Below are 15,410 nucleotides of genomic sequence, written 5' to 3'. Positions count from 1 at the left end.
TTGGTGTCATACACTTGAATTGCTCTACGTTTGTGTCCATACATATTGAGCTATCCGGCCTGCGGGAATACTCTTATGACGTTGGCGTCGGCGTTGGCTCTGCAAACAACTTAAACCAGTTTATGTTGAATCCGTCTGTATTCCCCTGAAGCCTGATTGTATGCTTCCCGGCCGTCAGTGTAACCTTATCGGACACTGTTATCCAATTCTGCCAGCCCCCCGAATTCGGTAATGTGGTCGTCTTTTGCTCTTCTCCGTCTACGATAAAACTGATACTTGATCCTGTCGACTTCGTGACAGCCACTCTGTAATTCAGGGTATATGTTCCTGTTGACGGAATATCGATGCCGCTGTATTCCATCCAGGAACCTACATTAATCCATCCAACATTCTGCCCACCGCCAATGTCAGCGGTGTCTTCCGTCTGTACATTGTTCGAGGAAGTATAGTTTTCCGCCTCAACAAAGACTGCCGGCAGTGCCTCTACAGTTACACTGATGCTCGTTGTCAATGGCACGTTGTTTGGATTTTCCACCCCTAATGGCAAGATTGCTGCTCCAGTTATTGTAAAGGTTTGTTCAGTCTTTATAGCCGGATCATAGCTTGAAGCGTCAACATTCCAAATCACATAGGCATCTATACCTCCATCATCGGTATCCAATTTTACCGTTTTCGGCAATCGAAGAGCTGCTGCTGTCTTCGCTGTTCCATTGTCCACTTTTACCGCTGCAGGCGCAGTGATGCTGTTCAATTTAACACTATTTATCATAGGTGCTGACTTGTCAACAGCGAACACCTGAGCCTCCAGCACATCAATTGGGCTGCCGCCTTGACCGCCGCCAGGGAAGGAAATTCTTACATAACATGCCTGCACGCTAGTCTTGCTCGGATCAACCGGATAGTTGTAATACAAGCCATCTTGCTCCCATCCATACAATGTTGTATCGCTTTCCGGAACTGCCAGTGTATTTCTCGATGTCGGCAATCCGCCGCCGGACAATGTGTTTGTTTCATTACCTGCTATCCAATTTGTACCGTCAGCGCTATACTCAATCTTTACCTTGTTCGGCACGTTGTAGTAAGTAACGTTGTCGGCATTCGGCATATGGTGGTTAAAGAAAATATTAACGCGGGTAAGGTCTTGCTCTTTGCCCAAATCATACGTGATGCTCGGATTTGCGTCGCTTGCCGGTGCTGCCCATTTTGCGCGGTTGCCGCCGGTGGTATCGTTGATGATGCCGTCAGATAATTTACCGGCGTTACTGCTGTCGCTTGTTAATGTCGGCGTAATTCCAGCTGCTACGTTTGCATCCGGAATAAGCGTAATGTAGTTACGGGTTGACGTATATGTCTTTCCATTTACAGTTATGTCAGCCCAGTAGCAGTACATTGTAGAAGTAGCAACATTTTTTGTAAATTTCATCGTGTTATCATTTACAACGAACGGTACTTGATCGGCAGGCACTTCGGTTACAATGATTTTGCCTGCAGAGTTGCTACGTTTACCGTCAACTTTTGCATAGTGGTATTTGATATTTGTGTCGCCCAGAATATCAACCGCGCCGCCTTTTTGTGTGAAGCCTTTGAATGTCACAGGAATGTCTTTGTTTGTAGAGAATTGTCCCCAGAACAAATTACCATTTGTGAGCATATTTACGCCAACAAGCGGAAGTGCAGCCGAAATCGCACCGCCCGATACCTTTACAGGATAGGTGTCGGTCTTAACCTGAGGAGCGTTCACACCATCACTATATGTTGCCGTAACTGTGATTGTAGCTGCACCGTTACTGACAGCTTTTACCAAACCTGTTGCAGCGTCTACAGTTACTACCTTATTATTGTTACTTGTGTATTTAAGTTTAGCAGGTGCGAAAACATTGGTGTAATCATTCATATAGCACTCCGCTTTGAGTTGCAGCTTGTTTGTTGAGGTCTGGCTGCTGAACAACTTGACACTTGTCATCTTGTATTTTCTTGCAGGATTTTTTGTTTTAATTTTAATGATTGTATCAATAGGGTCTGTACTAACTTGTGAAGTATCTATTGTAATGTAATATTTATTATTCACTTTTGTTGTTGTGAATGGCAGAGAAACACCCTTGTTCAGCCACTCGACCTTCTCAACCTGATAATTGAAGGGTCCAATTCCGCTCATCGAGGCTTGGCCGGTAAAGCCTGTCTTGCTAGTACCTGAAATCAGGTTTTTGACCATGTGCATATAGACATACTGGTCACGGGACATTGCGTAACCCCAGTCAGGACCCTGACCGTGGGCGATAGCCTTCTGCGGATCGGTATACCAGCCTGATTTTAATGTGTAATCCATTGTGTATGGCATAGTGCCATACATGGACTCGCGCAGGTCAGGACCGCCGGCATTATCCATCCACTTCACTATAGAAGCACGCATATCCGACAATTGCTGTGAAGAAATCGGCACCATTGAGAATATATTGGTATTATCCAAATTACTGCTCAGGTTATCCATACCGCGGGTAACCGTAATGGACGAGTCGTAATTCATGACATAGCCGTGTCCGTATTGGTTAATGAGTTCTTTTGTTGCTTCAGCCCAATCGTCACGTTCGTTACCGTTGGCGTATATTGTCCATACATCCAATGCAGTTGTATACGGGTCATTCCATTCCTCATGGGCGACTTTTCTTGTTTGCGGCAAAATACCGTTTCTCCAGCCACCGTCAGTATAAGGTTCACTGTTCCAGAATGGACGCTCGTGAAGTGTAATATCTTGGTCACCGGTTTGTGCATTGGGGTTTGCATCAATTAAAACACGGTCGTTATAGTTGCGGGCAGAACTCCACGCCACGTCAACATTGGCATAGCTCTCGGGGCCGCCATCGGCAAAGAGATACCATGGATCGTATCTTTCTACCAAGCCTTGGATATCGCTTTCTAAAATTTCACCGCCTTCGTATAGTGACGACACGTACACACCGAACCTCATGCCGTAACGCTCTGCAGCCTTCTTTGCCTGCATTACTCTGTCTTTCACATGCCAGGCGCCGTCCTCAGACTGGTACAAAGCGTTGAATTTGTACATTTTATTACTGTCGCTTGGGGTTAATTTCGCGTTGGGTGACGGCCAGTAGTAAATGGTGTTTTGAAGGCTTTCTGTTGACAACATGGTCATACCCATTTCTTTAGCTGTCTGTGCCCACTCGTCATAGTTGAAGTTCGGGTCATAAAGATTCGGCATTGTACCTGTGGTGTGTGAAAGAGCCGACATTTTACCCTCAATAAACCAATCAACCGGGTTTTGTTTGACCGTTATAGTATATGGATTTGTTGCGGTATTACCAAGAGCGTCCGTTACCTTCACTGTGAAGGTGTAGTCCTTTTTCGAAGAACCATGAGCGCCGTCTGCAACCGTACCTTCAATGTGACCGTCTGCGGCGAGTGTCAAACCTGGCGGCAATTGACCATCAGCGATTTGCCAAGTATAGCCGGGATTTCCGCCCGCAGCCTGGAATGCAAAGGCAGACGCCTGCGGAGCAATAGATGACGTATTCACTTTGCCGTCAATTTTTGCAACCATCGCTACATATGGGTTTTCATCATAAGCGTATGGCAGTGTATTTGACGGATAGTCGTTTGCCGGGACATTTGCATTGCGGGCATCAAATGCATCTTTATCGATAGCAAGGCCCTGTGTAACAATTTTCAGTTGGTTGTTTGTTACGTTTGGTCCCGTTACCGAGTAGGTGAGACCGGGAATTGCGTTTCCATCGCTATCGCTAAGTCTTGTATAAAATCCGAGGAAATTCTTGTTAGCGCCGGTGTTTTTATGCTGAATTTCAATGAGAAGCTTGTTCCAACCTTGTTTTAATTGGACTGGATATTTTGTACCGGTCTTGCTCACACGAGCTGCAATTTGATCTTGTTGTCCAATGAGAATATCGTTGGCGAAAACTTTATACACACCCGAACCGCCTACCTGCCACTGAACCGTTTGCTCTGTAGGGCTGTAAACAGAGGTTGCGGCGAAAACCCACTTGTTGTTTGTAGCCTGTCCCTGTTTGACATCAAAATAACCCATCAGGTCATTGTAATCGTCATAGTTGCGATTGAAGATACGGTCGTCGAAATATTGCCAGGTGGATATTTCTGTACTGTTCGGATCGGCAAAAGACTCACCAATGACAGGAACGATGTTTCCAACCACCGGATTGGTAAAAGGTCCAGAAACCGCCCACTGGTTAATGTAAGGCGCGGTGCCGTTTGTTTGAGCCGCATATGCATGAGGTCCAACAAGAACATTGCTGCTTGCAATGTTTGCAACCACAATTGAAGTTGCGGCAACGATAGAAAGTTTTTTGCGCAATCTCTTCATAACACTTTCCTCCTGTTTTCTTTTACATGATGATAATACATAGTGAAGATCAAAACCGAACTAATATCCCGATAGGCGTCCCCCCATAAATACTGGATGCGCTTTCACAATAATATGTACAAGAAATCTTGTATACATAAAAAAGTATATTATCCTTCGAATAATGGTGCAGATCAGCTACGATTTTTTAACATTTCTCTAATACAAGCTCCCTAGCAGTGATAAACTGAACTTAGTTACTTTAAGAATCACATTTGTCTTTTTGAAGGCGTTTCAAAAAGAGCCCCCTTAAGCTTGACTTCTCTCGCTCAAAGGGGGCTGTTCAGCTCAGCTGGGTTGTCGTAGTTACCAGCTGCTTTTGCTAATGCTTTACTTTTGTGTCAATACATATTGAGCGTCTCGCAGCAAATATTTTGCCGCTTCGCTTGAAATGTGCTTCCCGCTTTGAGCTTTCACTAGATTCACAAAGCCCGTCAATTCGTTGTTTGCCAATTTTCCCAGAAGACTTTTGGTAATATCGGCATCATCGATCCACTTGTAACTAGCAAAGCGTGTCACCAATGCCTTTAATGAATCGATGCTGGCCACCGTCGTAAACTGAACGGTCTTGCTTGCCTGGTTGCCGGCCAAGTCACTGGAGGATACAACAAGCTTATGCTGTCCAAGCGGCAGCTTATAAAGCGGGATCGTCGTGCCGTTCTGGTAAGCATTCATATCGAGCGTTACCGTCGTCTTGCTGTTGTCGACACCCGACAAGTCGTCGGTCACTGCAAGCTGAAGCGTCACATCCACGGAATCTTTATAAATGCTGTTGTCTCCCGGTGCGGTCACCGCGATCGACGGACCTTTCTTATCAATACTAACGGATACCGTATGCGCTTGTTCCACGTTGCCTGCTTTGTCTACGCTCCAATATACAAGTTTGTGAACGCCTTCTTCAGACATTATGACCTCATTCCCCGACTGCGCTTTGCCATCTACCGTGTAATAGGTGTTAGCAACACCGATTCCGCTGTCAGTTGCTTTCAAGAGTACGGTGACGTCTTGCTTCGCCCAACCGCTAGGCGCATTGTCCGTTGTCGTTGGTGCTTGTTGATCGACTACTCTGTAAGTAGCCTTCGCTTTTACGGCTGTTCCTTCAACGGATCCGTAAACGTTAAATACACCCACTTTTGCTACCATGTCTGCAGTGATTTCCTCCCATACAACGTCCGCTAATCCCGTCGTTCCGTCGTTGTAGACGGCTTCAACCTGCGCGGGAAGTGCGGGGATTACGCCTTGGTCCGTATCTACGGCAACCGATTTGTAATCCACGATTTCCTTCACGAACGGCTCCGGCGCTTCGAATACTTCGAATTCGGTAAGCCCGAGTTCTCCCTGTTCAGACGGGGAGGAGTTCGAATATTTATTGTCCGGGTCAATCGTAAATTTAATCCAGCTCGTCACAATCGACTCGTCAAATAGGACAATGTTGTCAGGCTTGCCGTCCCACTTGATATTCTCTACCTTCCTGCTGCCGCCTTCCCATTCCAGAAGCCCTTCTCCGATCTCATTGATTTTCTGGCCGCGGTCAATGAGATTCACCTTCCCGATTGTCTGCGGAGCATCAAAATCCAATCGAATCCATGGCGCTTTAGTATTGTCGCCAGGAGCTGATGCCCAGCTTGTCGATTTGTCTCCGTCGATCGCTTTCGCCCCCACATACCGGGCATCATTGAATCTGACCGATTTGACAGAAACCTTGGCAGAAGGAGCGATATTGTTCCCGACTGCAGAGATTGTAATAGGGCTGCTGATTAGAGTGACCCCATCCAATGTGACTTTCACTGTAGCCGTCGCTTTAAATCCGCTGCCGATCTCGCCCTTCACAACGATCGTGCTGCTGCCCTCGACAACGGATAACCTTGAGTCGCTGAACTGATATTCGATAACGGCTTTGGATAGATCGGCTTTTTCTCCTGTGTTTAATAGACCGTCAATCGCAACGACGATCGGGTCATTCAGCTGAATCATCGTTTTGTTAGGCGTGACAGTCATTTTGTTTAGATAAGAGCCTGTATAGATTTTTCCTGACTTGTCAACGAAAAGATACGTAACATATTCAATCGGACGTCCGCCGCTCGTCACTCTAATTTTCAGCTTTGCCGTGCCTTCTGAAACAGCGGTTAGCAGGTTTGAATCCCCTACCTTAATAATATCCTGGTTTTCGCTTGTTACTACGATCTCGGCAGCTTCATCAATCGGTTCACCATTGCCCTTGAAAGCTTTGATTTCATATTTGCCTGTAGTCGCATCAATCGGCTTATACTCATATTCGAAGCGATCAAATAAATTCGAATCTATCCCGTTTATGGCCACTTCAAGCAAATCAATCGTTGACCCGTTTGAACCGCCATCAAATAGTAATTTAACGTATTGAGCTTTCGTGTTGATTGGATATTGGTTGTAGAAGCCAAAATAAGCAGTTCCCGTCGGACCGTTAACGGTGCTGACATCTTTCCACTCTGCCCCATCGTCGCTAGTTTGAATTGTAATTGTTTTAGGCGTATTGACGTATCTTTGGTCTAAAGAATTAAAGTTAAGATTGATATTGGCAATGTCGGACTTTGCCGGCAGCTTAAATTGAATCCATGCCTTTTCACTTGCAGGTACCGACCATTTGGATTGATCAAAATGAATTCCGTCAATTGCTTTTCCATCAACTAAATGTTGTATCGCATCTTGCTCATGACTCGCTGTAATTTCCGTGGTCTTCGCTAGATTCTGGTGCGCCAACAGGTCCAGGAACACTTTGTTGGTCGTGAACGTCTTGCCGTCCAGCGTGACGTCGGCCCACACGACACCCCGTGTAAGTTGCTCTACATACGGCGGGATGATTTTGTTGTCCTTGAACGTGAAGGTATTGACTTCGTTGATGAGGACGGGCTTGTATTTATCACCCGCATTGATATCCACAATCCCGCCGTGCCACTTTATTTGCGCCGCGTCGAGTCCGATGGCGCCGCCTTTCGCCGATCTGCCTTTGATTTCATAGCGGAGTCCCTTCAGCAATTCAAACTCGCCGTAAGCTTCTTTGTCTTCAACCAGCAGCGTTGCGCTGATCATATCCTCGCTAACGTAAATTTTGCCGTCTCTTGCCGTCACTTTCAGCGTGTCATGTTTCGTTACCCCTTCATAGGTACCGCTTACGGTGATGCTTGTTGCTCCGTTTGATACCGGACTCACGATTCCGTTATCGTCAACCGCCGCTATTTCAGGATTCGCACTATGGTATGTTAAACCCGAAAGTGCGGCTTTAAGCACTGGAAAAGTCATATATCCCTCAGCGTTGATTTTGAGTGACGAGGGTGTAAGCTGCACTCCAGTTGCATTGACATTCGTAAGCGTATATCTACGTGCGGCATTGTCCGTTACAATCTTGATGATTGAATCTATTGGATCCTCCTGAACATTGGTAAGATCGATTGTCAGGCTGTCTCCAGTCTGTACAAACGACGTGACAGGAATATTCTCGTTTAACCATGTAACGGATGTCACATGATCTTTAATCGGACTAATGGTTAAAGACTTGCCGGCAATGGCATCAAACCCTTTTTTGCCATCAGGTCCCTTCATAATATGAAGATAAACATTGTTGTCTCTATATGTTGCATATCCCCATTGTGGACCTGTAGTGCTGTTAGGGAAAGCAAATTTCTCGTAGTTGCCTTTTCCATTATTTTCGTAACCATAGCCCGACAAGAAATATGGCATTGTGCCGGTAGTAGACTCGTGTCTTTCCGGCTTGCCTTCAGGCGCAAACCATTTTATCAAACTTTCTCTTACATCAATGAATTCCTGCTCTGCCTTAGGATATCTTGTCGCAATATCCTGAACAGAGTCCCAATAGGGCCCGCGGCTATCTATAGGCGTCTGATCATTATTATCCACATAGCCTCTGCCGGCGTTCATCACCATTTCCTTTGCAACTTGCCTGAAATCGTCGCGTTTACCATAATAGGGAGATAAGGCGTTTTTTGTACGTATCATTTTCCACGGTTCCATCGGAGTGCGTTTTACAAGATGATTTGCCGCGGTATTTGAGTAAATGCCAGCTGCTTCGGCAGTTCTTAAATCAGGGTCTCCATACTCTTCACCCCATGCATTGGAGTTTACGATAATTTCATCGCTATAATTGCGTATAATACTGTACATCACGTCATAATTGGCATTGCGCATTGCCTGAGGACCGTCAAAATAGAGGTATGCCGGATCATATCGCAAAATGAGATCCTCAACATTCTGCACAAACACATCAGTTGAAATATGCTGCAAACCGCCGCCCTCGGTTGCGTAATACAGGCCGAATTTCATGCCATAGCGTTTGACCGCCTGCTCAAAAGGCTTAATGGTGTCGATAAGCTTGCCGTTTTCATCCTTGGGCAAATACAGATGTCGGGGATGGTTCGGATCTGCAAACTTGGACGGCCAAGTATATAGTTGTTGCAACGATTCAATCGAAACTAATGAATGCCCTTGACGCTTTGCTCTCTCCGCCCATAGATCAGCCGAGAAATTCGGGTCCACAAAGTTACTGTAAGACGGGAAAGCATGTGTTAAAGCGCCGACCCGACCTTCTTCAAACCATTTATTGGGGCGTTCCTTTACTGTAATGGTCATATTCTTTGTCGCGGTATTTCCATTGAGGTCCGTTACTTGTACCGTAAAGTTGTATTCTCCCGGTTTGCTATTGATACTGATGATGCCTTTACCGCTATTTAAATCGACATTTCCATTCACTAATCCATCGCTAATAGTGCCATCAGCATTTAATTCCAAGCCATCAGGCAGTCTGCCCTCTACGATACTCCAAGTATAACCGGGAGCTCCTCCACTTGCCATGAATTGGAATGCCGAAGCTGCAACGCCGTATTTATTAGTCGTTTTTGATTTATTCCATACATACGGCCATTCCTTGTAACCAAACGGCATATTGTTGGTTGGGAGCGGCATTTTTATGGCATCCTCGGTCGATAGACTTTGGGTGACGATTTTTAGTGCTTCAGATTCGCCTTCAACCGAATGGACAAGTCCGTTTATTTTGTTGCCGTTTAGATCGGCGACTCTCCCATAAAACCCAAGGTACGCCACGTTCTGATCCTTAGCTATCGGAACATTGTTGGCATTAACGTCTTCTGTATACGTATGTTTGATTTGAATCATCAATTTATTCCAACCCTGCTTTAACAGGACTGCTTGTTTGGTCAAATCCTTTTGTACTTCCACAGGTGTGGTCGGTGTAGATACACACCGATCGTTGACATAAAGTCGATATGAACCGCTGGCGCCTACATTAAAATAAGCTTGTTGTTCTACAGGACTGAATATATATGAGGAAGCGTATACATATTTGTTTTTTGTATCAATTCCTTTCTTCACACTATAATAACCATACAAATCCTGATAATCATCGTAGTTTCTGTTATAAATACGATCATCGAAATATTCCCATTTATGGCTTTCGCCATTCAAGCTTAACGGATCGCCGATTTGGGGAGTGATCGCAGCAGCGTCAGGATTTACGATTTGCCCTGCTTCACACTCATAAATTTTGTCCACGACAGGCGAATCGAAAGGACCTGATACCAACCAAGAGTTAATAAACGGAGCGTTCCCCGTTGCTTGCTGCGCGTTTACCTTCGTACCGGGAGAACCAACCACGAATGATGCAATGAGCATTGAAGCAGTCAATACTACAGCAGTAAATTTACGATAAGTTTTTAACATTTTACACCTTTCCTCCTTTTAAAAGTGATTGCTACGTAACCGTAGCAGGCCCCAAGCTTTCAGAATCAAAACAACTGAGAAAGCATTTCTCGCTTTAATTAGGCCTTGAACTCCTCCTTTCTTAATAGAAAATCTAAAGAGGAAAAACTTCACAAATACGCCTACAACTTAAAGTGCTTCGGGAATATAACCTCGCCGAAGTATAATGCTACTTTTTCACTGTACAGCCATAAGCAGTTCAACAAAATCAAATAAACTGTAGATTTCTTTGAAATCTAGTCAATGATCTTCACCAAAAAAAGCAATTTTCTTTAAAAAGTTAATAAATGACATAAAAATAATAATTACCGTTGATAAAAGAAGGTTACAACTTTGCATGCTCCGGACAACAAGCAAGTGGTGTTATCATACCGGTTGGTAAAGGAGCCTTTGATCGGATAAGGACCCAATTGTACGAGTGGTATGCTATGTTCAATCGCTCCTTAAATGCATAAAGGATGCCATTCTTGCTTAGTGGCATCCTTTATTTATGAGTACTTTTTTATTGGATCAAATTGTTGTTTCCAAGCTTTATTACCTTACCTATTTCTTTATCATGTGAATTTACTTATGCTCGCATTAACACCTTACTTGCTATACACAACCGGATTGAGCGGGCTGACAGCCAAATCGCCCGCTTCGCAGCCGGGAAGCCACGACTTTAAATCGTTTTTGCGTGAATTACTGTCCGGCTCGGCAACCTTCGTTCCGTCCGCGTAATAAATGATGGTCATGACCTCGCGCATCGTTTCGGTCGGATTGCCAGGAGCCGAATGGAGCGTCCAGCCCGCATGGAACGTCGCGTCTCCGGCAGTCATCGCTCCGTAATTAACCTGCTCCAAACCTTTTCCTTCAATATAAGCCTTTAGCGTGCGGTGAGATTCATCGGAAATAACGACTCTGCTCACATAACCATTTTGATGGGATTCGGAAGCGAAGGTCATCGAGCCTACCTCTTCCGAGATCGGTACGAGCGGCATCCAAAGCGTGATCGTCTTGTCCGTATCGAACGGCCAGTAAATTTGATCCTGATGCCATGGTGTATGACCGCCACCCGGTTCTTTGAACAGCGCTTGATCGTGATAAATGCGCACCGCGTCTACTCCCATGAGCTCGGCAGCAATTTTAGCAAACCGCTCGGCTAATACGAATCGCGCAGCCTCCTCACTTTTTTCCCATAGATTTGTAACTTGAATGAATGCCTTGCCGTAGGTATCCCTTTCTTCGAGCGGCTTGTCATGGTAATTCAGCTCTTTCACCAGATCTCTAATAATGGGTCTGTACGTTGAAATTTCATCTGCCGACGCCACATTTCGCAGCATAATGTGACCGTTCTTCTGATAACCTGCTATTTGATCCTCCGATAGAACATAGTTTTCATCTATTTGCGGAAATTTTGTTGCACCTGTCTCGTTCATTAATATCTCTCCTTATGATCTTGTTTTAGGTATCCTTACCTGTACTATATTAGTTTCAAAACATTGAATAATCTTTGTGGGAAGTGATTGTTATTTTGTCAAAAATGACTGTATACACGATCACGCTTTTACGGCATCATAAAAGAAAAGCTGAATTTGGATGGTGAATAATTGACTAACCTAATAGACCTGCTAGAACAATCGCCGATACTGCCCTATATTCGGGAATGTGACTTTGCCGTGCGTTCGCCGTGGTTTATGCATGAACGAAGGCTGCTTGATTACCTGTTGATCTATATCCAGGAAGGTACGTTGCAGGTTGTTGAAGACGGGGAACGGACGGACTATCAGGCAGGTGAATTCTGTCTGCTCCAGCCCGGCACCCTGCATACTCTCCAAGGGCTGACGCATTCGGTTACTCCGTTTGCCCACATGGACATCTTCTATAAAGTGAACCGAATGGACAGCTTCCCGACGCGGGCGGGCCAAACGGACCTAACACCCTATTTGCATCTTATGCAGCCGCGGATTAACGACATGATTGGTTTGAAAATCCCAAGCAAGTTTAGGCCGCATGATCCGTTTCGATTTCGGGACACGCTGCTCAGGATGATCGATTGCTGGAACAGGCATGACACTATGAGCCGGCTTGAAGCGCAAAGTCATGCTATGGATCTGGTCGTCATGTTGTTTCAGGATCATGCGGAAAGAGACTTAAATTCATCGCCTTCCGACACTTCTCTGAAATGGATGACGTCTTACCTGCACTTAAATCTGGCCAAGTCACTTACCATTGAGCAAATGGCCAGCCGCGCCAATCTTTCCCCGTCCCGTTTCAGAACGGTATTCAAGCAGCAATTCGGACAGCCTCCGCATCAATACTTGTTGCAGCTGAGGCTGCGACATGCATGCGATTTGCTGCAGCAAACGGATTACCCGCTTCAAACGATAGCTGAATATTGCGGTTTTGCCGACCTGCATCATTTTTCCAAATCATTTCGAAAGGAAATCGGACACGCGCCCGGCGCATATCGCAAAGAACGACAGCAAGCCCGGTTAATCATTGGATGATAACAGCAATCTATATCTGGATTGCTTTGTAATGACCGGTTGCTTAATTACAATGAAAGGTACCTATCAAGACGATAAAAAGGCGATCGGAAAGTTTCCGGTCGCCTTTTCATGCCATAACCTAATTTCATCCGTCTCGAGCAAATCAGCCGATAGTTCTCCAATTTTCGTTAATTTAGATCTTCCTCAATGGTCTGTCCAAGCTGCAATTTGTACTCGCTGAGAGACATGCCAAAATGCTTTTTAAATCGAGTATAAAAATAATTGCTCTTTTCCAGGCCAACCTTTTCAATGATGGTCGACAAAGGCAGTTTGGTGTTCTGCATATATTCGTCCAGCTTAAGCATCCGGATGTCAAAAATATATTGCGCAATCGACTGTCCGTTTGCTGTTTTAAACAGACGGCCGACATAATTCGGTGATAGACGCAATTTTTCGGCAATGGAGCTAAGGCAGAGCTCGGTGTTGGAATAATCCTGCTCCACTATTCCGATAATGCGCTGCATCAGAAGGTCATTGCTATTGGATGTGTTTTTGAGCGCTGTTACCTTATTGCTGAGCTTTTGTAAAAACACATTCATCAAACTATCAATATCTTCACTTACTTCCGCATGTTCTATATCCTTCAAAAACTCCTGCAGCGTTAGATCCTGATTGTCCTTTATGGCAGACATTTTACTGAGCACACCAGAATAGATTCTGTAAACCAAATGTACAATGCCGAAGAAAATCTCGTTGTACGAATATTGATACAGCACTTGACTGATAGACTGATAGATCGCAGTGGCTTCCTCATCGTTGCCCTCCAGCACTTTTTCGATCAGCTGTTCCTCCTTTTTGACCGAAACTTGGAATTCATCGGGATTGATTTCATCCATCATATAAGGAGTGATTATGCAACCATGACCATAGCGCATTTTCAAAAGAATCGAGCCTTTCATATTGTTATACATGCTAGGCAAATGTTCCAGACCCTGGAACAACGTGCCGTATGCCATAGACAATGAAATATGAATATACTTATGCGTATTCCATTGTATTTCTCGTAAAATATGTTCCACTTCATCCTGCAGCACCTTATATTGCGATACGGTGTCACAGTCAATAAGCATCACAAATTTATCGGAATCACAGCTGAAAATTTCGCAATTTCCGTATTTCTCAGCAATCTCTGTTGCGATATTAACAATCGCATAGCGCAATGCCCAACGTTCTTTCTGACTATTTGCAGACATAAACCGACTGTAATTGTCAATTTTAAAAAGACACATACACAGCTGATTGGATGCGATATAATCCAATTTCAAGTCATGCAGCTTTTCTAGCACGGTGTCCATTGAGTAGGTGGAGCTTTCACTTAAAAGAGCATTCAGGAAATCTTGCTTGGCAGCATAACCTGTTTCACGCATGATTTTATCGAGCTGTAGATTTTGCTCCTTCATGGATTCAAATACAGACAGAATATCCTGAAATTCTTCCGTTTCAGACACTAGCGTATCGTTTTTTTGGGGAGTTTCCCCTTTTATAATTTTCGTAATGGCTTGAATCGGGTTATTGAGCCTGCGGGCCAAAAACAGACAAATCATTGCGCAAAAAATGAATACAATCACAACTATACCCACAGATATAATCGATGCTGTAATAACATCCTTGAAAATTTTTTTAACGGGTGTAACGCCCATAATGTACCAGTTATTTGCATTACTTTTGCTGCTCGAAACAAGGTAACTGATTTCGTCCATTTTTTGTATCTGATTGATACTGCCATCCAGCTCCTGTGCTTTCTGGCTTAATGCGCGTAATTCACTCATGTCATGACCGAACTCCGGTGAGAGAACCATACTTAGAATAGAACCGTTGGTGTCAACCACCAAAAAAGACGTTTCCGTTTCAGGATCATTACCATTGATTGCTTGAATGGAATCCGTAAGCGCTTTCGTACGAATATTGACAACAATGGCGTTTTTTAAACCAGATGCAGTGGCGCCAGGTTCAAATAATATATATGAACACACCTTTGCCGATTGTGTTGCTTCATCAGCAGATGCCACAATGGGGCGACCACGATAATCGGCCACAAAATTTTTGTCAGTTAACAGCTTTGCAATCGCCTGATCTGAAAATGCAGATGCCGATCGACGTTCTCCGCTTCGTGAGGAATAAAACAAATCCATCCGCGCATTATAAAGATACACACTTTCGATATCTTTCAGTGTCAGAAAGTGCTTGTCTATGACCTTACTTGCCAAAATCGCCACGCGCTCATCATTTTCCTTCATATTTAAAAAATCGATGATATCCTTGTCACTGTACAAAGCATTGCCTAATTTTTTTGCGGTCTCGTCAAGATAGGTAATACTATAATTTGACTGTGCAATCAGTTTGTCGTTATAGCGGCTAATCAATGAAATCGTAGTGCGCAAATAAGTAAACGTCAAAAAAATCGTAAGCAAAACCGTGATGATGATCGTGATAATCAAAAAAGAAAAAAAAGTTTTGCGCAGAAAGCTCGTGCTTCGATTTTTTGTTTTAATAGAGAGCTTCATTGCGACCTCCTAGTCATGTGACTTCTTATGCATTATCCGATTTTTATTATAGTTTTAATTACCGGATGCCTCAATGTTTTTTAATACTTTGTAGAAATCGTTAGTTTTTGGAGATGCCTATTGTCGAAAAACTAAGATAAGTATACTTTTGAATGTTGAGCAAACATTATCCGACTCCTAATATTAGGTCAGAGATAAAAAATGATGCAACGAAAGGGG

General features: G+C 44.3%; 5 protein-coding genes. 1 reads left to right on the top strand and 4 read right to left on the bottom strand.

From position 1 onward, the window contains the following. Positions 1 to 73: 73 nt before the first annotated feature. The 3 genes from AC0YNZ_RS21580 to AC0YNZ_RS21570 form a co-directional block, all read right to left on the bottom strand. Positions 74 to 4,351: a carbohydrate-binding protein gene (locus tag AC0YNZ_RS21580; protein WP_475828566.1), complete on the bottom strand. Its 4,278-nt coding sequence runs from the start codon at positions 4,349 to 4,351 to the stop codon at positions 74 to 76. A 369-nt stretch (positions 4,352 to 4,720) separates the two neighbouring features. After that, positions 4,721 to 10,117 (bottom strand): OmpL47-type beta-barrel domain-containing protein, encoded by a 5,397-nt coding sequence (locus AC0YNZ_RS21575; RefSeq protein WP_475828565.1) that lies wholly within the window; start codon positions 10,115 to 10,117, stop codon positions 4,721 to 4,723. Between the two features lie 626 nt (positions 10,118 to 10,743). Next, a complete protein-coding gene (locus tag AC0YNZ_RS21570; protein WP_475828564.1) occupies positions 10,744 to 11,574 on the bottom strand; it encodes a phytanoyl-CoA dioxygenase family protein in 831 nt (276 codons plus the stop codon). A gap of 171 nt (positions 11,575 to 11,745) precedes the next feature. Between AC0YNZ_RS21570 and AC0YNZ_RS21565 the strand changes: the two genes are divergently transcribed. Further along, entirely contained in the window at positions 11,746 to 12,645 is a 900-nt protein-coding gene (locus AC0YNZ_RS21565) for a helix-turn-helix domain-containing protein (protein WP_475828563.1), read from the top strand. 170 nt (positions 12,646 to 12,815) lie between these two features. Here AC0YNZ_RS21565 and AC0YNZ_RS21560 read toward each other — a convergent pair whose 3' ends face one another. Beyond that, positions 12,816 to 15,191 carry an AraC family transcriptional regulator gene (locus tag AC0YNZ_RS21560; RefSeq protein WP_475828562.1) on the bottom strand — a complete coding sequence of 792 codons (2,376 nt, stop codon included), beginning with the start codon at positions 15,189 to 15,191 and terminating at the stop codon, positions 12,816 to 12,818. Positions 15,192 to 15,410: the final 219 nt, after the last annotated feature.

This window comes from Paenibacillus sp. J2L1-98 (genome assembly GCF_056269405.1).
The sequence above is the reverse complement of the archived record's forward strand: the minus strand, read 5'-3'. Positions and strand labels throughout refer to the sequence as shown.